This is a genomic window from Rhodopseudomonas rhenobacensis (assembly GCF_014203125.1).
GTDB classification, from domain to species: Bacteria; Pseudomonadota; Alphaproteobacteria; order Rhizobiales; family Xanthobacteraceae; genus Rhodopseudomonas_A; species Rhodopseudomonas_A rhenobacensis.
Genome location: NZ_JACHIH010000004.1, coordinates 38,818 through 63,081 on the forward strand (window position 1 = coordinate 38,818; position 24,264 = coordinate 63,081).

Below are 24,264 nucleotides of genomic sequence, written 5' to 3' on the forward strand. Positions count from 1 at the left end.
CGTAACGAACGCAGCGCCTGCAACGGTCCCGGCTCGCGTCGCAGCGCAGAGCGCTGCTCGGCGTCCGGGACACGAATTGTTGCTTCCAAAAGCGCCCCTCTCCGCATCATGTCGCCTCTCGCCTTGCATCTTCTGCGTCGCATCATATGATACCCATCATTGCACCGGCTCGCCGATGTCGTCCGATTCGCGGTCGCAGCGGCCGCGAATCCCAAGCAGGAACCCAGATGATCTCGACCTGGCTCGCCGCCGCCCTCACCCGCCGCAACCTGCATTACGGCTGGGTGATGGTGGCGGTCACGTTTCTCACCGGCTTGATCTCGGCCGGAGCGGTCGGCGCGCCGGGGGTGTTCATCGTGCCGCTGCAGCAGGAGTTCGGCTGGAGCACCGCCGAAATCTCCTCGGCGCTGTCGATCCGCTTCATCCTGTTCGGGCTGATGGCGCCGTTCGCCGCCGCGCTGATGAACCGCTACGGCTTGCGCAACGTGACGCTGGCCGGCCAATTGATCATCGCCGTCGGCCTGATCGCCTCGGTGGCGATGACAGAGCTGTGGCAATTGGTGCTGCTGTGGGGCATTGCGGTCGGCATCGGCACAGGGCTCACCGCCCTGGTGCTCGGCGCCACGGTGGCGGCGCGCTGGTTCGTGCATCGCCGCGGCCTGGTGGTCGGCATTCTCACCGCCAGCGTCGCCACCGGACAATTGGTGTTCCTGCCGCTGCTCGCGATGCTCACCGAGCGCTACGGCTGGCGCGCCGCGTTGCTGCTGCTCTGCGCCGCACTCGGCGTCGCGGCTTGCGCCGTGGTGCTAGCGATGCGCGACCGGCCCGCCGATCTCGGCCTACGGCCCTACGGCGACCATGGCTCCGAGCCGTTGCCGCTGCCGCCGCCGGCCAATGCCCCGATCATGGCGGCGGCGCTCGGCGCGCTGCGCGACGCCGCGAAGACGCGCGTATTCTGGATCCTGTTCGCCACCTTCTTCATCTGCGGCGCCTCGACCAACGGCTTGATCCAGGTGCATCTCATTCCACTGTGCGCCGATTTCGGCATCCCGCAGGTGCAAGCCGCGGGCCTCTTGGCGGCGATGGGGGTGCTGGACTTCTTCGGCACGATTTTTTCCGGCTGGCTGTCGGACCGCTACGACAACCGCTGGCTGCTGTTTTGGTATTACGGCCTGCGCGGGCTGTCGCTGTTGTTCCTGCCGTTCAGCGACTTCTCGTTCTACGGGCTGTCGCTGTTCGCGCTGTTCTATGGGCTGGACTGGATCGCCACGGTGCCGCCGACGGTACGGCTCACCGCGCAGACCTTCGGCGCCGAGCGCGCCGGCCTGGTGTTCGGCTGGATCTTCGCCGGCCATCAACTGGGCGCCGCCACCGCGGCGTTCGGCGCCGGATTGTCGCGCACGCTGCTGCTCAGCTACCTTCCGGCATTCTTCGCCGCCGGCGCGCTGTGCCTGATCGCCGCCGCCATCGTGCTCACGATCGCGCGGCATCCGAAGCCGGCGGCGACGTAGTTTCGCAGACGTGCCCCGGACACGGCGCGTCACGCCGCCATTGCGGCGTGACGCACCGTGAGCCGGGGCCGTTACAGAACGCAGCGCTTGGAACGGTCCCGGCTCGCATCGCAGCGCAAGAGCGCTGCTCTGCGTCCGGGACACCTGAAGCAGAGCGCCGCGCCACTCCGCTCACGAGCTGTCCCCGCTTACGCGTCCCTCCTCAACGCCGCCCATCCGCCGCCCGAAGCTGCCGCGGCGGGCTGATGCGGCGGCTGGCGGCTTCCAGCCCATAGCTGGCGCCGGGCGTGATGGTCTTGTGCGGCATCGCCGGGCGCAAGGTGAGTTCGCTGCCGTTGTCGTGAAGGCCGCCCTCGGCGTTCTGGATCAGCGTGCTGATCGCGGCGCCGAGCTTGGTCAATTCCGGCCCGACCTCGTCGTGCATCCGCTGCTCGTCATACATCGACGACAACAGCCCGATGGTGACCACCACGTGGCTCTGGTATTGCGGCGACCACATCGGCGTGGCGATGCCGTTGATATGCGGGCTCCACAGCCCGCAGGCGGTGACGTAGCCGCGCTCGCGCAGCATCGCGCGGTTGCCGTCGATCCGCTCGCGCAGCGCCTGCGCGTCGTGCGGGATCTCGCGCTCCATCTCGGCGAGCAGCGCGGTGGCCACCTCCTCGTCGAGCGCGGCCGTATAGGCGTGGCCGGCGGCGGTGCGGGTCATCGCGATCCGGCTGCCGGTGATCGAATGCAGCCCCAAGGCATGCGGCGCGCGGGCGAATTCCAGATAGACCAAATGGAAACGGTCGGGCAGCAGGAAGCCGATGGTGCCGGGAATTTTCTCCGCGACCTCCTGCAACTGCAGCCGGATCAGGTGGCGCAACTGCAGTCCGCACATCATCGCGGTCGACATCGCCACGGCGCTCGGGCCGATGCGATATTTCTGGTCGCGCGGCAGATACACCAGCTGCCCCATCCGGGTCAGGGTGTGGGTCAGCCGCGACACCGTCGAGCGCGGCAAGCCGCAGCGGTTGGAAATTTCCAGATTGCCCAGCCGGGCCTCGTGGCCTTCGAAGCAGCGCAGCACGTCGAAGGCGCGCGACACCACTTGAATCACATCGTCCTGTCCTGAAAGATCGCCGGCAATCAGGCCTTGTTTGGTTAAGCGTTCCGAGCGTCGTCCCATTTGTTTTCCACGTGATTGTGAGAGCCCGTCGCGCTCGCGTCGCCCCGCCCATCGGGGCGCCGCAGCGCATTGCTCTCATTCCGCAGTGTGGAATGTAATTCCACTTGATCGACACGCTACAACAGGGAATCCGGCTCGACAACATCCCGTCGCACGCGCCATGCCGTCCAATCGGAAGTTTTTTCGAGGCGAAGATCGGCGTCGGGCGTGCGACTGCGACGCGACGACGCGGCTCCGCCGCCCGCTGCGTTCCGGCTCCGGCCTATTTGCCCGCTCCGGCGAACGGCAGCGTGGTGGCGCCGAGCCCGCGCAGCTTGGCCTGCATCGCCGGGCTGAGCTGCACCACCAGCTCCGCATTATAGGCACCGGTCGGCTGCAGCGGCGGCGGCGACTGCGTCAGCTTGCTCGCCGCATAAATCTGCAGCGCTGCGACGGCATGGCGGCGCGAGGCCGCCGCCGGCGTGCCGTCCCGCACCGCCGGATCGACGTCGGTGGCGAAGATCGACAGCGTGTCGTCGCTGTTGCGGACGATGTCGAACAGCCGGAACTGCTGCGGGAAATCCCGCAACGAGGCGGTCTCGACCTGCCAGAAGCCGAGCTCCGGCCGCGACGGATCCGGCGACTTGAACGCCGTCACGGTGTTGAAGTGGCGATGCCCGGCGACCAGCAGGATCAGGTTGGGATATTGATGCAGCGTGGCGGTCAGCTCTCGCTCCGACACCTCAGCCGCGGAATTCCAACCGATGAACGAGCTCGGCGGCTCGACGCCGATCGGGATATGGGCGGCGATGATCATCAGCTCGTCGGCCGCCTGCCCCGCCGCCAACTCGTCGAGCAGCCAGTCGTAGCGTTTCTGATCGAGCGAGCCGTGGCCGTAGCCCGGGGACGAGGTCGCCGACGGCGACGGATTGGCATCGTGCTCGTTCTGGGTATCGTCCAGCACGATCACCTTGAGCGGCACCGCCGGATTGGGGCGGAAGCTGTAGCAGGCGAAATCCTGCTCGACATTGGCCGGCGAAAAGCCGTGGCCGACCGGCTGCGATCTGGTCGCGAAGAACTCCTGCATCCATTGCCGGCGCGACAGCGAGCGGCGATCCGGATCGGCGGCGAGCTTCGGCGGCGTCGGGAACTGGCCGACAGGACCGGCGCCGACCACGTCGCCGAACGGCGTCGATCCGTCCAGCGTGCCCATGTAGTAATCGCGGTGATTGATGCCGTCGGGATCGGCGAAGATGTCGCCGAGCGCCAGCACCTCGTCGCCGACGAAGGTCTGGCGGAGATAATCGCTCACCGGATTGGTGCCCATCCAGAAGTGATCGTGATTGCCGAGCGTCTGATACCAGGTGATTGTCCTATCCAGGCCCACGGCCTGATAGGGTCTTTGATAGTCGACGGTCTCCGCTCCGGCATGGGCGCCGGAACTCGGCGTGATCAGCCCGCCGTCGAGCACGTCGATGTACCAGCGCAGCTCGTTGTACTGGGTATCGTTGCAGACGTCGCCGAGCGAAATGCCGAAATCGAACCGATTGTTGCGATGCAGCTCGTTGATGGTCTGCACCGCGGCGTCGAGCACATGGGTCGACTCCAGCATCACCGCCGAATAGCCCGAGGAAATGCCGTGCTTGAGGCCGAGATAGATCGCCGACGACGGCGATTCCTTGTCGCAGATGTGGACGTCGGTGATGGTGAAGAAACGCAGCAATTTTTGCGCGTTGTAGACCGATCCGGGTTTGTAATCCGCGGCGACCAGATCGAGCCGCTTGTCGTAGGTCAACGGACCGCCATAGGACCAGCCGCCATAGCCGGACTGTTGATACTTCGAGACCTCGTCGGGGCGGATCTTCACCGCCGGCGCCGGATTCGGCAGCACCGTCCGCTGCAGCGTGGTGACCACGGGCGCTTCGATCGGATAGCGCTGCGGCAGAAGCGCTCCGCTCGCGGCCACCGGCCGGCCCCCGGCAACGCTGGTGATCGCCAGCGCCGCAGCGCTCACTCCGAAGTCGCGGCGAGAAAGTCCCGTCATCGTCGATTCCCTTGCTGCGAGGCGGATCATGGCCCCGCACGGCGGTGCGGGGCAACCTCGACTTGGCACTCAGTCGCGCCGTAAATGCAATCTACTCGCAGTTACTACGGGCTGCGTGCTTCTCCGGCGGAGCTTCGACGTCGCGAAATAATAATCGATGAATCGAATCGGTGAGCTTGCCGGATGCAGCCTTGCCATGCATCCTGTCCGCATCGACCGCGAAAGGATTTTGGCATGAGCATCGAATTCCTGATCACCTCGCTGATCGTGATCGCCTCGCCCGGCACCGGCGTGCTGTACACGCTGGCGGCGGGACTTTCGCGAGGCTCACGCGCCAGCGTGGTGGCGGCGTTCGGCTGCACCGTCGGCATCGTGCCGCATATGGCCGCGGCGATCCTCGGCGTTGCCGCGCTTCTGCACACCAGCGCACTGGCGTTCCAGACCTTCAAATATCTCGGCGTCGCTTACCTGTTGTACATGGCCTGGAATACGCTGCAGCAGCGCGGCGCGCTCAGCGTCGAGGACAAGCAGGGCGGCGCGCAGTCGGTCGCTCAGGTCACCGTCACCGGCATCCTGATCAATATCCTCAATCCGAAACTGTCGATCTTCTTCCTGGCGTTCCTGCCGCAATTCGTCCGCGCCGACGAGGCGCATCCGCTGCCGCAGATGCTGGAGCTGAGCGCGGTGTTCATGGCGCTGACCTTCGTGGTGTTCGTCGGCTACGGACTGTTCGCCGCAGCGGTCCGCGACCACGTCATCGCACGGCCGAAGGTGCTGACCTGGATGCGCCGCAGCTTCGCCGCGGCCTTCGTCGCGCTCGGCGCCAAACTCGCCACCGCGGAGCGGTAACAAGCCTCGTCCCGCGCGCCCGAACGCGTAGCGGCTGCGATCATATTTGCCCGGACATCCATCACGAGCAGTGCATCACCTCTCCCCGCTTGCGGGGAGAGGTCGACCCGGCGGAGCGGCAGCGAAGCCGGGTCGGGTGAGGGGGCGCCTCGGCAGAACGAGACGCCCCCTCACCCGACGCGGGCTTCGCCCGCGCCACCCTCTCCCCGCAAGCGGGGCGAGGGAAAGTTGCCGCGCCGCTGCAATCAACTTTGACGCAATACGTCGGTTGTTGCCACCCCTCACCCCAAGCTCGGATCGATCAGAAACTTCTCCCCGGTCGCCCGCTTGGCATAGACCGCGATGACGTCGGGCTGCAGCACCTGTTGCAGCGACACCACCCGCGTGTAGTGGCTGGCGAAGGTGGTCTTCAATTCGGACGCGACGCGCTGGCGCAGCTTGGCGGCATCCGCCGCGCCGATCTTCTGCAGGAAGTTGAACAGCAGCCAGCCGCCGATCCCCCAGGTCATGCCGAAGCCGCGGCTGAATTCGGTCGGGCCGGTGTCGAGGCTGCCGTAGAGATAAACCTGCTTGTGCACGCTTGAGCCGTAGCGGCTGTAGACCTTGGCGGTCTTGTTGGCGGCGGCCTCCATCGCGGTGAGGATTTGGCCCGCGAGCTTGCCGCCGCCGATCGCGTCGAACGCGATGGTGGCGCCGGTCTCCAGCATCGCCGCATTGAGATCGTCCTTGAAGCTCGGCGCGCTGGAATCGCAGACGTGTTTGGCGCCCTGCCCGCGCAACAGCTCAGCCTGCTGCGCGCTGCGGACGATGTTGACGAGTTCGATGCCGTCCTTGAGGCAGATCCGGTTCAGCATCTGGCCGAGATTGGAGGCCGCCGCGGTGTGCACCAAGGCCTTGTGGCCCTCGCGGCGCATGGTCTCGACCATGCCGAGCGCGGTCAGCGGATTGACGAAGCAGGAGGCGCCCTCGGCCGCCGTGGTGCCGATCGGCAGCAGCAGGCAGTCGCTGGCCTTGATCAGCCGGTACTGCGCGTACATCGCGCCGCCGATCATCGCCACGGTCTTGCCGAGCAGGGTCTGCGCCGCGACCGAATTGCCGGCCTTGATCACGGTGCCGGCGCCCTCGTTGCCGACCGGCATCGATTGATCGAGCCGCCCGGCCATCGCCTTGATCGCCGATGGCGGCACCGTGGCGGTGATGACCGGCCGCTCGGCGCTGCCCGCCGCCTGCAAGGTGGCAAGGTCGGCGGCGCCGAACAGCAGGCCGAGGTCGGAGGGGTTGAGCGGGGTGGCCTCGACCCGGACCAGCACCTCGTCAGCGCCGGGCTGCGGGATCGGCACGTCTTGCAGCGACACTTCGAGTTCGCCGCTGGCCTTGATCAGCGAGCGCAGCTCAAGTCCGGTCGTCTTCGTCTTTTCGTCGGCCACGCCAACCTCCCTGCTCGTCCATTTGCTTGCGCGGCACCTTGGTGCATGGACGAGCCGGGTTCAAGTCGGCCGGACCGGCGAAGGCCGGTCTATAGCGTTTTCGAGCGAAGTGGATCCCGGTTCGCGTGAAGAAAACGCGTCAAAACGAGAATCTAGTGCTCCGGTTCTGATTTTATCAGAACCGGAATAGCTCTAGTCGAGATAGCGGAACGCCTTCAGCGCCGCGCGGCCGGCAAACTTGGCCTGGCCGCCGAGTTCCTGCTCGATCCGCAACAGCTGGTTGTACTTCGCGGTGCGGTCGGCGCGCGCCAGCGAGCCGGTCTTGATCTGCCCGCAATTGGTGGCGACCGCGAGGTCGGCGATGGTGGAGTCCTCGGTCTCGCCCGAGCGATGCGACATCACCGCGGTGTAGCCGGCCTTGTAGGCCATCTCGATCGCCGCCAGCGTCTCGGTCAGGGTGCCGATCTGGTTGACCTTGATCAGGATCGAATTGGCGCGGCCGTTCTTGATGCCGTCGGCGAGCCGCTCGACATTGGTGACGAACAGGTCGTCGCCGACCAGCTGGCACTTGTCGCCGATCAGGTCGGTGACCTGTTTCCAGCCTTCGAAATCGTCTTCCGCCATGCCGTCTTCGATCGAGACGATCGGATAGCGGCCGACCAGCTCGGCGAGATACTTCGCCTGGGCGTCGATGTTGCGGGCTTTCTTTTCGCCTTCATAGACGTAAGCGCCGTTCTTGAAGAACTCGCTGGACGCCGGATCAAGCGCCAGCGCGATGTCCTCGCCGGGCTTGTAGCCGGCCTTCTCGATCGCCCGCATGATGTAGGTCAGCGCTTCGTCGGCCGACTTCAGGTTCGGCGCGAAGCCGCCCTCGTCGCCGACATTGGTATTGTGGCCTTCGTCGTGCAGCGACTTCTTCAGGGTGTGGAACACCTCGGCGCCCATCCGCAGCGCTTCCGAGAAGCTCGGCGCGCCGAGCGGCATGATCATGAATTCCTGGAAGTCGATCGGGTTGTCGGCGTGTACGCCGCCGTTGATGATGTTCATCATCGGCACCGGCAGGGTGCGGGCCGCGGTGCCGCCGACGTAGCGATACAGCGGCATGTCGAAGGATTCCGCCGCCGCCTTGGCGACCGCCAGCGAGACGCCCAAAATGGCGTTGGCGCCGAGCCGGCTCTTGTTCGGAGTGCCATCGAGGCCGATCATGATCTCGTCGATCTGCACCTGCTGCTCGGCATCCATGCCGCCCAGCGCGTCGAAGATCTCGCCGTTGACGGCTTCCACCGCCTTCAGCACGCCCTTGCCGAAATAGCGTTCCTTGTCGCCGTCGCGCAGTTCGACGGCCTCGTGGGCGCCGGTGGAGGCGCCCGACGGCACCGCCGCGCGACCGACCGCGCCGTCTTCCAGCACGACATCGACTTCAACGGTGGGATTGCCGCGGCTGTCGAGAATTTCGCGGCCGATAATGTCGACGATGGCGGTCATGGCGGTCCTTCGGAATTTGCAGATGGGAGGGTGGAACAGTTGGTGGTGCTTCTACAACATGCGGGGCTGAGGGAAAAGGCCGCGTGACCGCCGCGGTCCGATTGGCTAAGACCGCCGCAACGGAGATCCCGATGTCGAAAACGCCCCGCAAACCGTCACAATCCCCTGCCCTGCAGCTCGGCCGCGCCGTCGACTGGCCGCAGACCCCCGACGAGGCCAAGCTCGACCGGGTGCCGAACCCGCAGGCCGACACCGATTATCTGGTGCGCTTCACCGCGCCGGAATTCACCTCGCTGTGCCCGGTCACCGGACAGCCGGATTTCGCCCATCTGATGATCGACTACGCGCCGGGCGCCTGGCTGGTCGAATCGAAATCGCTGAAATTGTATCTGGCGAGCTTCCGCTCGCACGGCGCGTTCCACGAGGATTGCACGGTGGCGATCGGCAAGCGCATCGCCGTCGAGATTAAGCCGAAATGGCTGCGGATCGGCGGCTACTGGTATCCGCGCGGCGGCATTCCGATCGACGTGTTCTGGCAGACCGGCAAGGTGCCGAAGGGGTTGTGGGTGCCCGAGCAAGGTGTCGCGACCTATCGCGGGCGGGGCTGAGAAGAGCCGCCTGTGTCCCGGACGCGGAGCAGCGCGCAGCGCTGCGCCCGCGAGCCGGGACCATTCCAGATGCTGCCTTCGACACGGTCCCGGCTCGCGGCGCCGCGTCAAGGACGCGGCCCCGCGTCCGGGACACGCGCTGACAATTACGTCCCCGGCCTGGCATCCGCCGGCTTGAGCTGCCGCAACAGCCGCGCGCACAGGGGCCCCAGCGCCAGCATGATCGCGGCGGCCACGAACATCGTCGGCAGCTTGCCGAGATAGGCGATGCCGAAGCCATAGGCGATCGGGCCGACGGTCTGGCCCATGAAGAAGAAGAACGAATGCAGCGACAGCGCGGTCGCGCGCGCGGCTTCCGACAATTCGCTGGCGAACACCTGCAGGCAGCCATGCAGCATGTAGAAGCCGCAGCCCATCGCGATGAAGCTGATGCCCTGCACCTGCCAACGCGGCCCCAGCGCCACCACCGCGAGCTGCGTGCCGACCAAGGCGGCGCCGACGATCATCATGCCGCGCACCTTGAGCCGCGGCAGCAGCCGCGACACCGTCAGGGTGTAGAGCAGCCCGCCGACCGCGAAGCCGGCGATCACCAGGCCCGCGATGGCGAGCCGCTGTTCGCCGAGCTCGAACAGGAACGCGGCGATGAACGGCAGCACGCCCAGCACGCAGCAGCCCTCGATGAACACCGCGGTAAAGCAGATCTTGGCGTTGGGATTGGCGAAGATGGTGGCGTAGCCCTGCCGCAGCAGCGACAGATTCATCTTCGACGGCGGCCGCGCCAGCGAGGCGCCGCGCAGCCCGATCGCCACCGCAAGCGACGCCGCGATCACCAGCACGCCGAGCACCGCCAGCACGCCGCGCCAGCCTAAGAAATCGCCGATCAGCCCCGAGGCCGAGGCGCCGAGCAGATTGCCGGTCATCGCGCCGGCGAGCAGCCGGCCGATCGCGACCTGCCGCTTGTCGGGCGCCACCATGTCGCTGGCCAGCCCCATCGCGATCGGGAAGATGCCGCCGGCGCCGATCCCGGACAGGATACGGCTCGCGAACAGCATCGGAAACGAGGTCGCAAACGCCCCGAACAGGCTGGAGAGCCCGAGCAGCACCAGGCAGACGATCACCAGCCGGCCCTTGCCGAACAGGTCGGCGGCGGCGCCCAGCACCGGCTGCACCATGGCGAAGGTGAAGGCGAACACCGCGGCGAGAGAAGCCGCAGTGGCGATGCCGACGGCAAAATCCTCGGCGATATGCGGCAGCACCGGGTCGAGCGCGCGCGACGACAGGCTGGCGGCGAACGCCGACACTGCAATGATGTTCAAAAGCGGCGGCAGTCCGGTACGGGCTGCCTGCGGCATCAGCTCGCCTTCGCCAGCGCGTCGAACTGCATCAGCCGTCCCACCAGCGCTTCGAAGTCGCGCAGCGGCACCATGTTGGGGCCGTCGGACGGCGCGTGGTCGGGATCCGGATGGGTCTCGATGAAGACGCCGGCGACGCCGACCGCGACCGCGGCGCGCGCCAGCACCGGGACGAATTCGCGCTCGCCGCCTGATGACGTGCCCTTGCCGCCGGGCTGCTGCACCGAATGGGTGGCGTCGAAGATCACCGGCGCGCCGGTGGTGCGTGCCAGGATAGGCAGCGCCCGCATGTCGGAGACCAGCGTGTTGTAGCCGAACGACGCCCCGCGTTCGGTCACCAGCACGTTGGCGTTGCCGGCCCCGGTGAGCTTCTGCACCACATTGGCCATGTCCCAGGGCGCCAGGAACTGGCCCTTCTTGACGTTGACCACGCGGCCGGTGGCGGCCGCGGCGAGCAAAAGATCGGTCTGCCGGCACAGGAACGCCGGGATCTGCAGAATATCCACCGCTTCCGCGGCGCGCGCGCATTGCTCGCTCTCGTGCACGTCGGTCAACACCGGCAGGCCGAACGTCTCGCGAATTTCGGCGAAGATCGGCAGCGCCTGCTCGATCCCGATGCCGCGCTGACTCGAGGCGCTGGTGCGGTTGGCCTTGTCGAACGAGGTCTTGTAGACGAGGCCGATGCCGAGCTTCTCCGCGATCTCTTTCAACGCGCTGGCGGTTTCCAGCGCGTGGGCGCGGCTTTCCAGCTGACAGGGGCCGGCGATCACGGCGAGCGGTAGCGCGTTGCCGAAGCGTACGGAGCCCGCGGCGACGATCGGCGCGGCGGCAGTGGGAGCGATCAAAGCGGCATCCTTTGCTCAGTCAATTTCATCAGATCATGCGGATCATGCAGCGCCGGCAGCGTCAAGCCTCGCCGCGCCGCTCGAGGATCAATGTCGCGCCGAACGCAACGTCCGGTGGCAACACCAGCCGGTCGCCCTGCCGTGTGAACGGCAATCCGTTGCCCCGCCAAAGCCGCGCGACGCCGTCGAGTTCGTCAACCGCAATGCGCACGCCTTCGAAGCGGGCGCCCGCGTCCGCGGTGGCCGGGATCACGCCGAACTGGTCGCGAAACGACACCGGCTCGACGATCTCGATATCGCCGCCGGGCGTCCGCGCCGCGACGCCGATCGAGGTCGAGGACAGGTCGCGCACCCCGGTGAGCGCCGACAGAAAGATATGATGATCGCTCGGATTGTCGGCGACCAGCAAAGCCGCGCGCGCTGTGCGTGCGCCGTTGCCGTGGCGCTGGAACGCCGCGTTCCAGAAATTTTCCGGGAAGTGATGCTGGCACACCGCAAAGCCGGCTTCGGGAGATGCCGGATCGACGGCGAAGGCGAGCGAGAATGCGAGTTTCACCACGCTGCCGTCGGGGCGGCGTCCGTCGCGGGCGAACGCGAACACGTCGAAGTCGCCGAACCCTGCGGCGGCAAAGTCGCGCGCGTCGGCGGCGGCGTCGCTACTTTGCAGCAGTAGCATCGACAGCCCCTGGCGATGCGCCAGATATTCGCGCTGGAACGCGCCGAACGAGAAGTCGCGTGGACCGTGCGCGGGGATCTTCTCGGGCTCCGCCACGCTCAGAATCTCGATGAAGAAATCCTGCAACTGCACGATGCGGTTGTTTGTACCCCAAGGATGGACATTGCGCCCGCCGACCTGGAAGCCGGCGCGCTGGTAGAACGCAGCCGCGGCGTCGAGATCATGCACGGCATGGACGATGTGGTCGAGGCCGCGCGGCATCAGCAAAAACCTTCAACGATGCACAGCCGGCCATCCGGCGAAACGAAACGCCTCATTGCAGCGCGGAGAATGCGGTGGGAGTGAGAAACTGGTTGGCGATCGAGGCCACGATGGGACTGTCCTTCTCGGTTTCGGCGCGCGCCGAAAGCCATTCCGGATCGGTGGAAAACGCCGTCCATTTCGCCTCGCGCTCGGCCAACGACTCCCAGGCCAGGAAATAGGTCAATTCCTGATTGGATGCACCGACCATCGTGGTGAAGAACGCGGTCGGCCGGATGCCGTGCTTGTCGAACATCTTCACCGTGATGGTCTCGAAGCGCTGCAGCAGCGCCGGCAGCCGGCCCGGCAGGCAGCGATAGACACGCATTTCGTAGATCATGGTCGGCTCCGGCTGGTTTCTGCGCAAGCCTTATAGCGACTGGTGGGAGCGATGTCTTGAAGCCCAGGGTTGCTGCGGCTTGACCGCGACCCGTGCAAATCGTATATACGATAAATGGCTGATTTCGATCCGGCCAAGGAGGCGCTCAACGTCGCGAAACATGGCATTTCGCTGGCGCGCTGGGTCGATCTCGAGATTCGTGCGATCGTGCGCGACGATCGCTTCGACTACGGAGAACCGCGGTTTCGCGCCTACGGGCATATCGACGGCATTGCATACTGCCTGGTTTTCACCGTTCGCGACCAACGCTATCGCCCGATCAGCCTGCGGCGTGCCCATGCAAAGGAAATGAAGCGCTATGCCCCGTAAGATCAAACAGCCGGTGTTCGACGACGATAATCCGGAATGGACCAAGGCGGATTTCGCCAGGGCAACCCGATTCGATGGCATCAAGGCGAAGGATCTCACCCCGGAGATGCTGGCCCGGATTCGCGGCCAGCGCGGGCCGCAGAAAACCCCGACCAAGATCGCGGTCTCGATCCGTCTGAGCCCCGAGGTGGTCTCCCACTTCAAGGCCACCGGCGCCGGCTGGCAGGGCCGGATCGACGACGCCTTGCGCAAGATCGTCAAGAAAGCCGGTTGAACGCGCGCCCGCGCCGCTGCATCAGGTCCGGCGCTTCGGCTCCACGAACGGCAGGCCGAGGATGCGGCGGCTGTTGCTCACCGCGGCCTGAAACGCGACGTAATCGCGGTGGGTTTCGTTGCCGGCGTCGAACTCGACCAGATCCTTGCTGCTGGCGATCGCCGCCCACGGATCGGTTTGCAGACGCTGCCGCAGATCTGGAAAATCGGCCAGATAACTGCGCAGCCGGGTCTCGTCGTTGACAAAGGTCTTCAGCGATGTCGCAACCCCGGTCTTGAGATATTTTTCGGTCACGATCTTCAGGTCGTCGGCATCGAGATAATACGGCCGCATTGCCGCCGCCACGTCGGGCCGCATCGTGTAGCTCACCGTATTGAGCTGCTGCATCGAGCCGCTGACGCTAGCGCCGAGCGAGACATTCTTCAATCCGATCTTGGCGAGAAGTTTCGACAAGTCGGTCAGGGCGTTTGCGCTCAGGCTGCCCGTGATGGTGAGTTCGTAGTCGATCTTGAAGTCGCCATCGACGTAATAGACGTCGCCGATCAGGAGCCGATCGGCATCGCTGCGATGCTGCTCGATGGTGCTGCGCAGGAACGGACAGAAGTCCTTCGAGAAATACTTCGCCACGTCGGCGGGCTGCAGCGCCTCCATGGTCACGGTCTTCAGCGTGCCGGAGAATCTCTGCACCAGTTTGACGTTGCCAGTGATCTCGGCCGCGGTCCCCGCCGGCAGATCGGCTGCGAAACGCCCGGCGAGATCGATCACCCGGGTGAGGTTCGGGGTCGGGTAATTCTGCGGCAGTCGGGGATTGCCGGGAAACCCGGGAAAGCAGGCTTCGCGGCGCGGATCGATGTCATAGGCCGGCAGCCGATAGCTGTCGGCGGCGCGCTGCCCGCGATTGACCAGGGTGGCAAACGCCCCGAGGTCGCCGAAATAGGCCACGATCGGCACCTGGTTGGTATCGGCAATGTAGTGCTCGTATTTTATGTCTTCGGCCGACAGCGCCGAAGCCGACAGCAGCGCGGCGAGTGCCGCGCCGGCGCGCAAAAATCCGACGAGCGAAAGGGCTGCGATGCGAAGCGGCATGACGTCCTCCCGGGACGCAATTATGCACGCCCCGGTTGAAATTTCAATTGCCGTTGCGAGCCCAGTCTCACACCAGCCGCGACTGCACCACCGCGGCCTGGATGAACGAGGCGAACAGCGGGTGCGGATCGAACGGCCGCGACTTCAGCTCGGGGTGGAATTGGACGCCAATGAACCAGGGATGGTCCTCGTATTCGACGATTTCCGGCAGCACGCCGTCCGGCGATAGCCCCGAGAACCGCAAGCCGTGTTGCTCGAGGCGATCCTTATAGGCGGTGTTGACCTCGTAGCGATGGCGGTGGCGCTCGGAGATTTCCAGCGCGCCGCCATAGACCTCGGAGACCCGGCTGCCGCGCTTAAGCATCGCCGGATAGGCGCCGAGCCGCATGGTGCCGCCGAGATCGCCGGCGTGCGAGCGCTGCTCGCGTTCGTTGCCGCGCAGCCATTCGGTCATCAGACCGACCAGCGGCTCCTTGGTCGGGCCGAATTCGGTGGAGTTGGCTTCCGCAATGCCGGCGAGATTGCGCGCCGCCTCGATCACCGCCATCTGCATGCCGAAGCAGATGCCGAAATACGGCACGTTGCGCTCGCGGGCGAATTGCGCCGCGCGGATCTTGCCCTCGGCGCCGCGCTGGCCGAAGCCGCCGGGCACCAGGATGCCGTTGACATGTTCGAGGAACGGCGCCGGGTCCTCGTTCTCGAACACCTCGCTCTCGATCCAGTCGAGATTGACCTTCACCTTGTTGGCGATGCCGCCATGCGACAGCGCCTCGCTGAGCGATTTATAGGCGTCCTTCATCCCGGTATATTTGCCGACGATGGCGATGGTGACGGCGCCTTCCGGGTTGCGCACCCGCTCGTTGATCACGTTCCAGCTGATCAGGTCGGGCGCCGCCTTCGGGGTGATGCCGAACGCCGCCAGCACCTCGTCGTCGAAGCCGGCGTCGTGATAGGCCTTCGGCACCGCATAGATGTTGTCGACGTCGCGCGCTTCGATCACGGCGCTTTCGCGGACGTTGCAGAACAGCCCGAGCTTGCGGCGTTCTTCCTTGGGGATCTCGCGGTCGGTGCGGCACAGCAGGATGTCGGGCTGGATGCCGATCGAGCGCAGCTCCTTGACCGAGTGCTGGGTCGGCTTGGTCTTCAATTCGCCGGCGCTCGGGATATAGGGCAAGAGCGTCAGGTGCACATAGATCGCCTCGCCGCGCGGCAGATCGTTCTTGATCTGGCGGATCGCCTCGAAGAACGGCAGCCCCTCGATGTCGCCGACGGTGCCGCCGATCTCGCACAGCACGAAATCATAGGCGTCGTTGCTGTCGAGGATGAATTCCTTGATCGCGTTGGTGACGTGCGGGATCACCTGGATGGTGGCGCCGAGATAGTCGCCGCGGCGTTCCTTGGTCAGGATGTCCTGGTAGATCCGTCCGGTGGTGATGTTGTCGGCCTTGGTGGCCGGCCGCCCGGTAAACCGCTCGTAATGGCCGAGGTCGAGATCGGTCTCGGCGCCGTCGTCGGTGACGAACACCTCGCCGTGCTGATACGGCGACATCGTTCCGGGATCGAGGTTGAGATAGGGATCGAGCTTGCGCAAGCGCACCTTGTAGCCGCGCGACTGCAGCAGCGCGCCGAGCGCGGCTGAAGCCAGACCCTTGCCAAGCGAGGAGACCACGCCGCCGGTGATGAAAATGTACCGCGCCATGGGACTTAACCTTTAAGGCTCCCGCACCGATTCGCCAAAACGAATCGCAACCGCGATCCGGTTGCCGGGTGCGCTGTGGGTGACTGCAAAAGTGCTAAAACAACAACGGCCTGCCGAGAACCGCTAAGAGTTCACGACAGGACGCTCAAAGCATAGCCGCGATGCTTTATTGCGATCGCGGGGGCTGCGGGCCGGCCGGAGCCTGCGAGTTGTCGCGCTGGTCCTGCTGCTTCAGGGTGTCCAGAACGCCGCCGCCCTGCGACACCGGCGCGGCCGGCTGCGACTGGGTGGCCGGGGTATCGATCACCGTCGTCGGCTTGCGGTCGTAGCTGGCAATCCAGGACAGCAACAGGCTGGTGATGAAGAACCCGACGGCCAGCACCGCGGTCGTCCGGGTCAAAAGGTTCGCGGTGCCGCGACTCGACATGAAGCCGCCACCACCGCCGCCGCCACCGCCCATGCCGAGAGCGCCGCCCTCGGACTTCTGCAGCAGCACCGTCGCGATCAAAGTCGCAACGATCATGAGGTGGAGAACGATAATGACAGTTTGCATCGGTACCTTCCATCGCAAGCCCAAGGCCGCCGCTTCGAACCGGCGAACGGCTCCTCGACAGGCTTGCGGGGTATTGAAGTCGCGCGGTGTCTACACGATCGGGCGGTGAATTGCCAATACCGGAGCGGCCCGGGCGGCGTCTTTTCGTCCGTCGCAGCGATAGTTAGGGACAGCCGGCGGCAATCGCAAGGAAATCGCCGGCTTTCAGGCTGGCGCCGCCGACCAGCGCGCCGTTGACGTCTTTAACTGCCATCAGTTCCTGGGCGTTGGAGGGCTTCACCGAGCCGCCATAGAGGATTCGCACTTTCGCCCCCTCGCCGTTCATCCGCTGGATCAGCGACTTGCGGATAAAGCCATGAACCTGCTCGACATCCGCAACAGTCGGCGTGAGTCCGGTGCCGATCGCCCAGACCGGCTCATAGGCCACCACGGTATTGGCGGCGGTGGCGCCGTCGGGCAGCGAGCCGGCCAGTTGGGTGCCGACCACCTCCAGCGTCTGTCCGGCGTCACGCTCGGCCTGCGTCTCACCGACGCAGATGATCGCGATCAGCCCGGCGCGCCAGGCCGCCTCGGCCTTCTGCCGCACCAAGGCGTCGCTCTCGCCATGATCGGCGCGGCGTTCGGAATGGCCGACGATCACGGCGCTGGCGCCGGCATCGGCCAGCATTTCCGCCGAGATGTCGCCGGTGTGGGCGCCCGACGCCTTGGGGTGGCAATCCTGTGCGCCGATGGCGAAGGAATTCGACCGCGAGCCGGTGTCGGCGGCGAGTTTTTGGGCGAAGCTCGCGACCAGCGTCGCCGGCGGGCAGATCAACAGGTCGGCGGTGGCCGACAGCTTGGAAGCGCCTTCCAGCATTAGCTTCAATTCGGACAGCGACGCCCGCAGCCCGTTCATTTTCCAGTTTCCGGCAATCAACGGTCGAATCGCAGCAGGCATTTTTGTTTCTCGCGGGCTGGTGAGCTGAGGAATGGCCTGCGCTAGCAGAGCGGCCCCAGTTCCTCAAGCGCCGCGACGCCTCAGCCGGCCGGCTCGCTGCGGGTGCCGGCGCGATCGTCGGTGGCGGGCGCGGCTGCGGCAGGCTCGAACGCCGCCCAGCCGCTCGATTGCAGCTCGCTGCGGCGCTGCGCGATATCGACCGACGAGGGATCGAGCAGCGCCTCGAGCCGGGCCTTGTCCTCGTCCGGCACCCTTGCGCTGACCAGGCTGCCGCCACGGCGAATGCTCTCGGCGTAGATTTCCGCCTCGTTGGTGGCGACGCCGGCTTCCGCCAGCATGCCGAGAATACCGCCGGCGGCGCCCGCGGCCGCCGCGCAGGTCAAGGCCGCGGCGAGCCATCCGGCCGCCACCACCGGGCCCAGCCCCGGCACCACCAGCAGCCCCAGCCCGGCCAATAGCCCGCCGACGCCGCCGAAGCCGGCGCCGACCGCGGCGCCCTTGCCGGCCGCCGTCGCCAGATCCGGGGAGAACCATTTTTCCGAATTGTTGGCGAGCAGGCTGATGTCGTCGTCGACGACGCCGGCCTGCTGCAGCCGGCCAATCGCCGCCTGCGCCACCGTGGCATCGTCATAAAGCCGGGAAATCGTCACCGTCATGCCGATACCTCCGCTGCGGCCGGCGATCGCGCGGGCCTACCGCGCATCGACCTGCCCCTTATAATCGACGCTGACATGAACCGTTTCCCCGTTGCGGGTGGCGGTGCCGCGCCAGATGCCGTGCTCGTCGTTGACCAGCCGCGAGATGTCGCCGAATCCCTTGGCGGCGATCGCGGCGCGGGCCTGACTTTCCATGAAGCTGTTGGCGCCGGGGGTCAGCTTCGGCCCGAGCGCCGCAGTGGAATCGGGCGATGCCGGCTGCGCCGCCGCCTGCCCCAGCACCGAACCCAACACTACCAGCGCAACGATGATCCGCATCTGCTTCCGCCCCACTCGGCCGCAATCGTGGGAAAAAGCCCATAGCGGCCACAATGTTCCAGGCCGGCCACCCGCCGGTTTGCCGGCGCTGGCGGTTGCGACGACGTGACCGCCACTTTATGGTGGATTATCAAGCCGGCCTCGCCCATTGGTGCAGTCGCTTAAGCCGGCGGCGTCCGGTTCCCTCCTGCCAACAAAGTGGACCCATGCTTCGCGGAATTCGTAAGGCCTCATCGAATTGGGTCGGCAAGACCGTCATGATCATTGTCATGAGCGTGCTGATCCTGAGCTTCGCCGTCTGGGGCATCGCCGATATTTTCAAGGGCTTCGGTCAGTCGACGCTGGCCAAGATCGGCTCGACCGAAATCTCCACCGAGCAATTCCGCCAGCTCTACACCGAGCGGCTGCAGCAGATCGGCCGCCAGTTCGGCCGCCCGCTGACCCAGGATCAGGCGCGCGCCTTCGGCATCGACCGCCAGGTGCTGCAGCAGGCGGTCGCCGAAGCCGCGCTCGACGAAGACGCCCGCCGCCTCGGGCTCGGGCAGTCCGACGCCGAGACCATGCGCACCATCGTCAGCGATCCGAATTTCCGCGGCACCAATGCCGGGTTCGACCGCGCCCGTTTCGCCCAGGCGATCCGCCAGTTCGGCTACACCGAGCAGCGCTACATCGCCGAACAGCGCAAGGTGTCGTTGCGCCGGCAGATCGCCGGCACGCTGACCGCCGACCTCGAGCCGCCGAAGACGCTGCTCGACGCGCTGACGCGGTTTCAGAACGAGCAGCGCGCGATCGACTATGTGAAGCTCGACGCCAACCACGCCGGCACCATCGCGCCGCCCTCGCCGGAAGTGCTGGCGGCCTATTACAACGACCACAAGACCCAGTTCAGGGCGCCGGAATATCGCAAGCTCTCGTTCGTCGCGCTGACGCCGGACGCGGTGGCGAAGTGGACCACGGTGTCGGACGACGACGCCAAGAAGCTTTACGAGGCACGCCGCGAAAAATTCTCGACGCCGGAGCGCCGGCAGATCGCCCAGATCGTATTCCCGAACGCCGAGGAAGCGCAGGCCGCGCGCGCCAAGATCGCCGCCGGCACGTCGTTCGACGACCTCGTCAAGGAACGCGGGCTCTCTGCCTCTGACGCCGATCTCGGCCTGGTCGCCAAAACCGGGATTCTGGATCCCGCGGTGGCCGATGCCGCCTTCGCGCTGCCGGAGAACGAGGTCAGCCAGCCGATCACCGGCCGGTTCGGCACCACGCTGGTCAAGGTCGGCAAGATCGAGCCGGGCAGCCAGCAGAGCTATGAGAGCGTCGCACCGGCGCTGAAGCGCGACATCGCGATCGACAATGCGCGGGCCTCGATCGCCGACCTGCATAACAAGATGGAAGACGCCCGCGGCGGCGGCGCCAGCGTGCTGGAAGCGGCGCAGAAGCTCGGCCTCACCGCGGTGACGATCGAGGCGCTGGACCGTTCCGGCCGCGCCCCGGACGGCAGCCCCACCGCGATCCCGCAGGGCCTCGACCTCGCCTCGGCGGCGTTCTCCTCTGACGTCGGCGTCGACAATGACGCTTTGGCGTTCGGCGGCGGCTATGTCTGGTTCGACGTGCTCGGCATCACGCCGTCGCGCGAACGCAGCCTCGACGAGGTCAAGCCGCAGGTCGAAGCGCGCTGGCGCGACGAGCAGATCAGCACCAAGCTGCGCGACCAGGCCACCGACATGGTGCAGAAGGTCAACGCCGGCGGCAAGCTCGCCGACGTCGCTGCGGCCGCCGGGCTGAAGACCGAAACCGCGACCGGGCTGAAGCGTGACGCCAGCGTCGCCGGCCTGCCGGCGAGCGCGGTCGAGGCGGCGTTCCGCACCGCCAAGGACGGCGTCGGCCAGGCGCCGGGCTTGAGCGGCGGCGAATGGATCGTGTTCCGCGTCACCGACATCAGCGTGCCGCCGGTCGATCTCGCCTCCGAGGACGCCGTCAAGCTGAAGGACACCCTGCAGCGACGGCTGGCCGACGAATTGCTGGCGCAATATGTCGCAAGGCTGGAGACCGAGATCGGCACCTCGATCAACGAAAGTGCTGTTGCACAGGCCACCGGGGCGGCAACAAACTAATCAATCGTCCCGGCGCCCTGTGCTGCGTGTCCGACTGCTGCGTGTCTGAAAGTCATCGATGAACGATTTCAAGTCCATAATCGGAAAGGTCGCGACCGGCGTCACGCTGTCGCGGGAAGAGTCGGCCTGCGCGTTCGACGCCATGATGTCGGGCGAAGCCACGCCGTCGCAGATGGGCGGCCTATTGATGGCGCTTAGGGTGCGCGGCGAAACCGTCGAGGAGATCACCGGCGCGGTGTCGGCGATGCGCTCGAAGATGCTGCGGGTGACCGCGCCGACGGACGCGGTCGACGTGGTCGGCACCGGCGGCGACGGCTCCGGCTCGGTCAACGTCTCGACCTGCGCGTCGTTCATCGTCGCGGGCTGCGGCGTCCCGGTCGCCAAGCACGGCAACCGCGCGCTGTCGTCGCGCTCCGGCGCCGCCGACGTGTTGGCGGCGCTCGGCGTCAAGATCGACATCACGCCGGCTGAGGTCGGCCGCTGCGTCCAGGAGGCCGGGATCGGCTTCATGTTCGCGCCGACCCATCATCCGGCGATGAAGAACGTCGGCCCGACCAGGGTCGAACTCGCCACCCGCACCATCTTCAACCTGCTCGGGCCGTTGTCGAACCCCGCCGGCGTGACCCGGCAGATGGTCGGGGTGTTCTCCCGGCAATGGGTGCAGCCGCTGGCCCAGGTGTTGAAGAATCTCGGCTCCGAGGCGGCCTGGGTGGTGCACGGTTCCGACGGGCTCGACGAGATCACCATCTCCGGCCCGACCTTCGTGGCGGCGCTGGCCGACGGCAAGATCACCACCTTCGAGATCACCCCGGAAGACGCCGGCCTGCCGCGCGCCGCCGCCGACGCCTTGAAGGGCGGCGACGCCGAAGCCAACGCCGTGGCGCTGCAGGGCGTGCTCGACGGCAAGCCCAGCGCCTATCGCGACGTGGCGCTGCTCAATGCCGCCGCCGCGCTGATCGTCGCCGGCAAGGCCACCGACCTCAAGCACGGCGTGGCGCTCGGCACCGAGGCGCTCGACAGCGGCGCCGCCGCGGCCCGGCTGGCGCAGCTGATCGCCGTCTCCAACGCGGCGGATTAAGGGCATGTCCGACATCCTGACCAAGATCGAAGCCTACAAGCGCGAGGAGATCGCGGCAGCCAAGCTTGCGCGGCCGCTCGCCGAGCTGCAGGCAGCCGCAAAGGCCGCCTCGCCTCCGCGCGCCTTCGTCGCCGCGATCCGCCAAAAACTCGCCGCCGGCGACTATGCGCTGATTGCCGAGGTCAAGAAGGCCTCGCCCTCGAAGGGCCTGATCCGCGCCGATTTCGATCCGCCGGCGCTCGCCAAGGCCTATGAACAAGGCGCCGCGGCCTGCCTGTCGGTGCTGACCGATACGCCGTCGTTCCAGGGCAGCCTCGATTATCTCGTGGCGGCGCGCGCGGCGGTAGCGCTGCCGGTGCTGCGCAAGGATTTCATGTTCGACACCTATCAGGTGGTGGAAGCCCGCGCTTATGGCGCCGACTGCATCCTGATCATCATGGCGGCGCTCGACGACGCCGCGGCCAAGGACATCGAGGACGCCGCGATCGATCTCGGCATCGACGTACTGATCGAGATCCACAACCATGAAGAGCTGGAGCGGGCGCTAAAACTTCGCTCGCCGATGATCGGCGTCAACAACCGCAACCTGCGGACCTTCGAGGTGACGCTGGCCACCAGCGAAGCCTTGGCGCCGCTGATTCCCGCCGACCGGCTGATGGTCGGCGAAAGCGGCATCTTCGCCCCCGCCGACCTCGCCCGGCTGGAGCGCGTCGGCATCTCGACCTTCCTGGTCGGCGAAAGCCTGATGCGGCAGCCGGACGTCGCTGCGGCAACGCGAGCGCTGCTGACAAGGGACTCGCTTCCCGCCATCGGAACGCGGTAGTGCAGGGAAACATCAACGCCGCCCTTCACCCTCCAGGGGAGGGTTAAGGAAAGCCCATGGCCAAGAAACACAAGCAGCCCCCCGAGCAGCCCGCCCTCACCCATATCGGCGAAAGCGGCGAAGCCTGGATGGTCGACGTCTCGGCGAAGCCCGACACCGAGCGCACCGCGGTCGCAGCCGGCAGCGTGCTGATGAGCAAGGCGACGCTTGAGCTGATTCGCAGCGGCAACGCCAAGAAGGGCGACGTGCTCGGCACCGCGCGGATCGCCGGCATCATGGCGGCGAAGCGCACCGCGGATCTCATTCCGTTGTGCCACCCGCTGGCGCTGTCCAAGGTCACCGTCGAGATCGAGCCCGACAACAAACTGCCCGGCTGCCGGGTGCGCGCCAGCGTCACCGTGACCGGGCCGACCGGCGTCGAAATGGAAGCGCTCACCGCAGTATCGGTGGCTTGCCTGACGATCTACGATATGATCAAGGCGGTCGAACGCGGCGTCTCGATTCAGGATATCCACCTGGTCGAGAAGAAGGGCGGCAAGTCCGGACATTACCTCGTCACCAATGCGAGCGAGAACAAGCGCGGCAAGACCAGCCGCGACAAGGCCGCGACGGCAGCGTCGTAACCGCGACGTTCGCGGCGGCGAACGGGCGCAAGGAAGCGACATGGGCGAAAGCGGTTTCTTTGTCGACTCGGTCGGCCTCAGCGTCGGCGACATCGTCGCGCTGACCGGCGCGCAACCGCGCGACGGCAGCGATCTCGAGCGGATCATCAGCGACCTCGCGCCGCTCGACCGCGCCGGCATCGCCGACCTCAGCTTCATCGCGGAAACCAAATATGCCGGCGTGCTGGCGGCGACGAAAGCCGGCGCGGTGCTGACCACCGAGCGCTTTGCCGACATCGCCCCGCCGAGCGTCACGGTGCTGCGGATCGCCAAGCCCTACGAGGCCTTCGTCGCGGTGGCGCGGCAACTCTACCCCAGCGCGCTGCGCCCGACCTCGCTGTTCGGCACGATCGGCATCGCGCCGGGCGCCATCGTGCACCCGTCCGCGAAACTCGCCGCCGGCGTCACCGTCGATCCCGGCGCGGTGATCGGGCCGCGCGCCGAGATCGGCAAAGGCTCGCTGATCGGCGCCAACGCGGTGATCGGCCCGCATGTCAAAATCGGCGCCGACTGCGCGATCGGCGCCGGCTGCACCATCACTCACAGCGAAATCGGCGACCGCGTCATCGTGCATCCCGGCAGCCAGATCGGCCAGGACGGCTTCGGCTACATCTCCAGCGCCAAGGGTCACACCAAGGTGCCGCAGATCGGCCGCGTGATGATCCACGACGACGTCGAGATCGGCTCCGGCACCCAGATCGACCGCGGCGGCATGCGCGATACCGTGATCGGCCAGGGCACCAAGATCGATAATCTGTGCCAGATCGGGCATAATTGCGTGATCGGCCGGCACTGCATCATCGTCGCGCAATCCGGCCTCAGCGGCAGCGTCACGGTGGAGGACTTCGCCGTGCTGGGCGCCCGCACCGGGGTGATCCCGCATATCACCATCGGCAAGGGCGCGATGCTCGCGTCGCGCTCCACGGTGTACAGCAACGTGCCGGCCGGCGCGGTGTGGGGCGGCTTTCCGGCGCAGTCGAAGCGGCAATGGATGCGCGAAGTGGTGGCGCTGCGGCAGCTCGCCGCCCGCGACCAGGAGGGCCGCACGGCGGCGCCCGCGGACGCCGCAGCGCCCTCCTCTGACGTACCCGACCAGGCGGCGTCCTGACGCCGC

General features: G+C 66.5%; 24 protein-coding genes. 10 read left to right on the forward strand and 14 right to left on the reverse strand.

The features are described from left to right. Positions 1–227: 227 nt before the first annotated feature. Positions 228–1,511, forward strand: coding sequence for an MFS transporter (locus HNR60_RS05165; protein WP_184255019.1), 1,284 nt, complete (start codon positions 228–230; stop codon positions 1,509–1,511). A 202-nt stretch (positions 1,512–1,713) separates the two neighbouring features. Here the strand turns inward: HNR60_RS05165 and HNR60_RS05170 are convergent, their stop codons facing one another. Continuing rightward, a complete protein-coding gene (locus tag HNR60_RS05170) occupies positions 1,714–2,682 on the reverse strand; it encodes an IclR family transcriptional regulator (protein WP_184255021.1) in 969 nt (322 codons plus the stop codon). Between the two features lie 262 nt (positions 2,683–2,944). After that, positions 2,945–4,705 (reverse strand): TIGR03768 family metallophosphoesterase, encoded by a 1,761-nt coding sequence (locus HNR60_RS05175; RefSeq protein ID WP_184255023.1) that lies wholly within the window; start codon positions 4,703–4,705, stop codon positions 2,945–2,947. A 234-nt stretch (positions 4,706–4,939) separates the two neighbouring features. Between HNR60_RS05175 and HNR60_RS05180 the strand changes: the two genes are divergently transcribed. Then, on the forward strand, positions 4,940–5,554 hold the full coding sequence (locus HNR60_RS05180; protein ID WP_184255025.1) for a LysE family translocator: 615 nt from the start codon (positions 4,940–4,942) through the stop codon (positions 5,552–5,554). Between the two features lie 281 nt (positions 5,555–5,835). Here HNR60_RS05180 and HNR60_RS05185 read toward each other — a convergent pair whose 3' ends face one another. Together HNR60_RS05185 and eno are read right to left on the reverse strand one after the other, a co-directional pair. Beyond that, a complete protein-coding gene (locus HNR60_RS05185) occupies positions 5,836–6,981 on the reverse strand; it encodes an MDR/zinc-dependent alcohol dehydrogenase-like family protein (RefSeq protein WP_184255027.1) in 1,146 nt (381 codons plus the stop codon). A 192-nt stretch (positions 6,982–7,173) separates the two neighbouring features. Continuing rightward, positions 7,174–8,466: a phosphopyruvate hydratase gene (eno, locus tag HNR60_RS05190; RefSeq protein WP_184255029.1), complete on the reverse strand. Its 1,293-nt coding sequence runs from the start codon at positions 8,464–8,466 to the stop codon at positions 7,174–7,176. 131 nt (positions 8,467–8,597) lie between these two features. Here eno and queF point away from each other — a divergent pair, with 131 nt between their 5' ends. Beyond that, positions 8,598–9,074 (forward strand): preQ(1) synthase, encoded by a 477-nt coding sequence (gene queF / locus HNR60_RS05195; protein WP_184255031.1) that lies wholly within the window; start codon positions 8,598–8,600, stop codon positions 9,072–9,074. 146 nt (positions 9,075–9,220) lie between these two features. Here queF and HNR60_RS05200 read toward each other — a convergent pair whose 3' ends face one another. The 4 genes from HNR60_RS05200 to HNR60_RS05215 form a co-directional block, all read right to left on the reverse strand. After that, positions 9,221–10,426 (reverse strand): MFS transporter, encoded by a 1,206-nt coding sequence (locus HNR60_RS05200; RefSeq protein WP_184255033.1) that lies wholly within the window; start codon positions 10,424–10,426, stop codon positions 9,221–9,223. Beyond that, complete coding sequence (kdsA, locus tag HNR60_RS05205; RefSeq protein WP_184255035.1) at positions 10,426–11,271, reverse strand: 3-deoxy-8-phosphooctulonate synthase; 846 nt, start codon at positions 11,269–11,271, stop codon at positions 10,426–10,428. The genes HNR60_RS05200 and kdsA overlap by 1 nt, the downstream gene beginning before the upstream one ends. Positions 11,272–11,332: 61 nt before the next feature. Continuing rightward, positions 11,333–12,208, reverse strand: coding sequence for a VOC family protein (locus tag HNR60_RS05210; RefSeq protein WP_184255037.1), 876 nt, complete (start codon positions 12,206–12,208; stop codon positions 11,333–11,335). A 52-nt stretch (positions 12,209–12,260) separates the two neighbouring features. Beyond that, positions 12,261–12,587, reverse strand: coding sequence for an NIPSNAP family protein (locus tag HNR60_RS05215; protein WP_184255039.1), 327 nt, complete (start codon positions 12,585–12,587; stop codon positions 12,261–12,263). A gap of 114 nt (positions 12,588–12,701) precedes the next feature. On the opposite strand from HNR60_RS05215, the gene HNR60_RS05220 reads away from it, so the two are divergent. Together HNR60_RS05220 and HNR60_RS05225 are read left to right on the forward strand one after the other, a co-directional pair. Next, positions 12,702–12,956 (forward strand): BrnT family toxin, encoded by a 255-nt coding sequence (locus HNR60_RS05220; protein WP_184255041.1) that lies wholly within the window; start codon positions 12,702–12,704, stop codon positions 12,954–12,956. Next, entirely contained in the window at positions 12,946–13,230 is a 285-nt protein-coding gene (locus HNR60_RS05225) for a BrnA antitoxin family protein (protein WP_184255043.1), read from the forward strand. The genes HNR60_RS05220 and HNR60_RS05225 overlap by 11 nt, the downstream gene beginning before the upstream one ends. A 21-nt stretch (positions 13,231–13,251) precedes the next feature. On the opposite strand, the gene HNR60_RS05230 is transcribed toward HNR60_RS05225, so the two are convergent. The 6 genes from HNR60_RS05230 to HNR60_RS05255 all read right to left on the reverse strand — a co-directional run bounded on the left by HNR60_RS05230 (position 13,252) and on the right by HNR60_RS05255 (position 18,479). Then, the gene (locus HNR60_RS05230) at positions 13,252–14,316 is read right to left on the reverse strand and encodes a hypothetical protein (protein WP_184255045.1); all 1,065 of its coding nucleotides are present in this window, start codon (positions 14,314–14,316) and stop codon (positions 13,252–13,254) included. A gap of 67 nt (positions 14,317–14,383) precedes the next feature. Then, positions 14,384–16,015, reverse strand: coding sequence for a CTP synthase (pyrG, locus tag HNR60_RS05235; RefSeq protein ID WP_184255047.1), 1,632 nt, complete (start codon positions 16,013–16,015; stop codon positions 14,384–14,386). A gap of 166 nt (positions 16,016–16,181) precedes the next feature. Then, complete coding sequence (gene secG / locus HNR60_RS05240) at positions 16,182–16,568, reverse strand: preprotein translocase subunit SecG (RefSeq protein ID WP_184255049.1); 387 nt, start codon at positions 16,566–16,568, stop codon at positions 16,182–16,184. A 163-nt stretch (positions 16,569–16,731) separates the two neighbouring features. Further along, the gene (gene tpiA, locus HNR60_RS05245) at positions 16,732–17,505 is read right to left on the reverse strand and encodes a triose-phosphate isomerase (protein ID WP_184255051.1); all 774 of its coding nucleotides are present in this window, start codon (positions 17,503–17,505) and stop codon (positions 16,732–16,734) included. A gap of 80 nt (positions 17,506–17,585) precedes the next feature. Then, complete coding sequence (locus tag HNR60_RS05250) at positions 17,586–18,161, reverse strand: hypothetical protein (protein WP_184255053.1); 576 nt, start codon at positions 18,159–18,161, stop codon at positions 17,586–17,588. Between the two features lie 36 nt (positions 18,162–18,197). After that, on the reverse strand, positions 18,198–18,479 hold the full coding sequence (locus tag HNR60_RS05255) for a hypothetical protein (RefSeq protein WP_184255055.1): 282 nt from the start codon (positions 18,477–18,479) through the stop codon (positions 18,198–18,200). Between the two features lie 206 nt (positions 18,480–18,685). On the opposite strand from HNR60_RS05255, the gene HNR60_RS05260 reads away from it, so the two are divergent. From HNR60_RS05260 to lpxD, 5 genes are read left to right on the forward strand one after another with little or no spacing between them, the layout of a single operon-like run. Further along, positions 18,686–20,587, forward strand: coding sequence for a peptidylprolyl isomerase (locus HNR60_RS05260; protein WP_184255057.1), 1,902 nt, complete (start codon positions 18,686–18,688; stop codon positions 20,585–20,587). A 58-nt stretch (positions 20,588–20,645) separates the two neighbouring features. Further along, positions 20,646–21,665, forward strand: a complete 1,020-nt coding sequence (trpD, locus tag HNR60_RS05265; RefSeq protein WP_184255059.1) for an anthranilate phosphoribosyltransferase — start codon at positions 20,646–20,648, stop codon at positions 21,663–21,665. A gap of 4 nt (positions 21,666–21,669) precedes the next feature. Next, on the forward strand, positions 21,670–22,488 hold the full coding sequence (trpC, locus tag HNR60_RS05270; protein WP_184255061.1) for an indole-3-glycerol phosphate synthase TrpC: 819 nt from the start codon (positions 21,670–21,672) through the stop codon (positions 22,486–22,488). A 56-nt stretch (positions 22,489–22,544) separates the two neighbouring features. Then, positions 22,545–23,111 (forward strand): cyclic pyranopterin monophosphate synthase MoaC, encoded by a 567-nt coding sequence (moaC, locus tag HNR60_RS05275; RefSeq protein WP_184255063.1) that lies wholly within the window; start codon positions 22,545–22,547, stop codon positions 23,109–23,111. A 40-nt stretch (positions 23,112–23,151) separates the two neighbouring features. Then, positions 23,152–24,258, forward strand: coding sequence for a UDP-3-O-(3-hydroxymyristoyl)glucosamine N-acyltransferase (gene lpxD, locus HNR60_RS05280; RefSeq protein WP_184255065.1), 1,107 nt, complete (start codon positions 23,152–23,154; stop codon positions 24,256–24,258). The last annotated feature ends 6 nt before the right edge of the window (positions 24,259–24,264 follow it).

Coding starts and splice junctions, on each gene's coding strand:
- HNR60_RS05165 (WP_184255019.1), top strand. CDS start 228: ATGATCTCGACCTGGCTCGCCGCCGCCCTCACCCGCCGCAACCTGCAT.
- HNR60_RS05170 (WP_184255021.1), bottom strand. CDS start 2,682: ATGGGACGACGCTCGGAACGCTTAACCAAACAAGGCCTGATTGCCGGC.
- HNR60_RS05175 (WP_184255023.1), bottom strand. CDS start 4,705: ATGACGGGACTTTCTCGCCGCGACTTCGGAGTGAGCGCTGCGGCGCTG.
- HNR60_RS05180 (WP_184255025.1), top strand. CDS start 4,940: ATGAGCATCGAATTCCTGATCACCTCGCTGATCGTGATCGCCTCGCCC.
- eno (WP_184255029.1), bottom strand. CDS start 8,466: ATGACCGCCATCGTCGACATTATCGGCCGCGAAATTCTCGACAGCCGC.
- queF (WP_184255031.1), top strand. CDS start 8,598: ATGTCGAAAACGCCCCGCAAACCGTCACAATCCCCTGCCCTGCAGCTC.
- HNR60_RS05200 (WP_184255033.1), bottom strand. CDS start 10,426: ATGCCGCAGGCAGCCCGTACCGGACTGCCGCCGCTTTTGAACATCATT.
- HNR60_RS05210 (WP_184255037.1), bottom strand. CDS start 12,208: ATGCCGCGCGGCCTCGACCACATCGTCCATGCCGTGCATGATCTCGAC.
- HNR60_RS05215 (WP_184255039.1), bottom strand. CDS start 12,587: ATGATCTACGAAATGCGTGTCTATCGCTGCCTGCCGGGCCGGCTGCCG.
- HNR60_RS05220 (WP_184255041.1), top strand. CDS start 12,702: ATGGCTGATTTCGATCCGGCCAAGGAGGCGCTCAACGTCGCGAAACAT.
- HNR60_RS05225 (WP_184255043.1), top strand. CDS start 12,946: ATGCCCCGTAAGATCAAACAGCCGGTGTTCGACGACGATAATCCGGAA.
- HNR60_RS05230 (WP_184255045.1), bottom strand. CDS start 14,316: ATGCCGCTTCGCATCGCAGCCCTTTCGCTCGTCGGATTTTTGCGCGCC.
- pyrG (WP_184255047.1), bottom strand. CDS start 16,015: ATGGCGCGGTACATTTTCATCACCGGCGGCGTGGTCTCCTCGCTTGGC.
- secG (WP_184255049.1), bottom strand. CDS start 16,568: ATGCAAACTGTCATTATCGTTCTCCACCTCATGATCGTTGCGACTTTG.
- tpiA (WP_184255051.1), bottom strand. CDS start 17,505: ATGCCTGCTGCGATTCGACCGTTGATTGCCGGAAACTGGAAAATGAAC.
- HNR60_RS05250 (WP_184255053.1), bottom strand. CDS start 18,161: ATGACGGTGACGATTTCCCGGCTTTATGACGATGCCACGGTGGCGCAG.
- HNR60_RS05255 (WP_184255055.1), bottom strand. CDS start 18,479: ATGCGGATCATCGTTGCGCTGGTAGTGTTGGGTTCGGTGCTGGGGCAG.
- HNR60_RS05260 (WP_184255057.1), top strand. CDS start 18,686: ATGCTTCGCGGAATTCGTAAGGCCTCATCGAATTGGGTCGGCAAGACC.
- trpD (WP_184255059.1), top strand. CDS start 20,646: ATGAACGATTTCAAGTCCATAATCGGAAAGGTCGCGACCGGCGTCACG.
- trpC (WP_184255061.1), top strand. CDS start 21,670: ATGTCCGACATCCTGACCAAGATCGAAGCCTACAAGCGCGAGGAGATC.
- moaC (WP_184255063.1), top strand. CDS start 22,545: ATGGCCAAGAAACACAAGCAGCCCCCCGAGCAGCCCGCCCTCACCCAT.
- lpxD (WP_184255065.1), top strand. CDS start 23,152: ATGGGCGAAAGCGGTTTCTTTGTCGACTCGGTCGGCCTCAGCGTCGGC.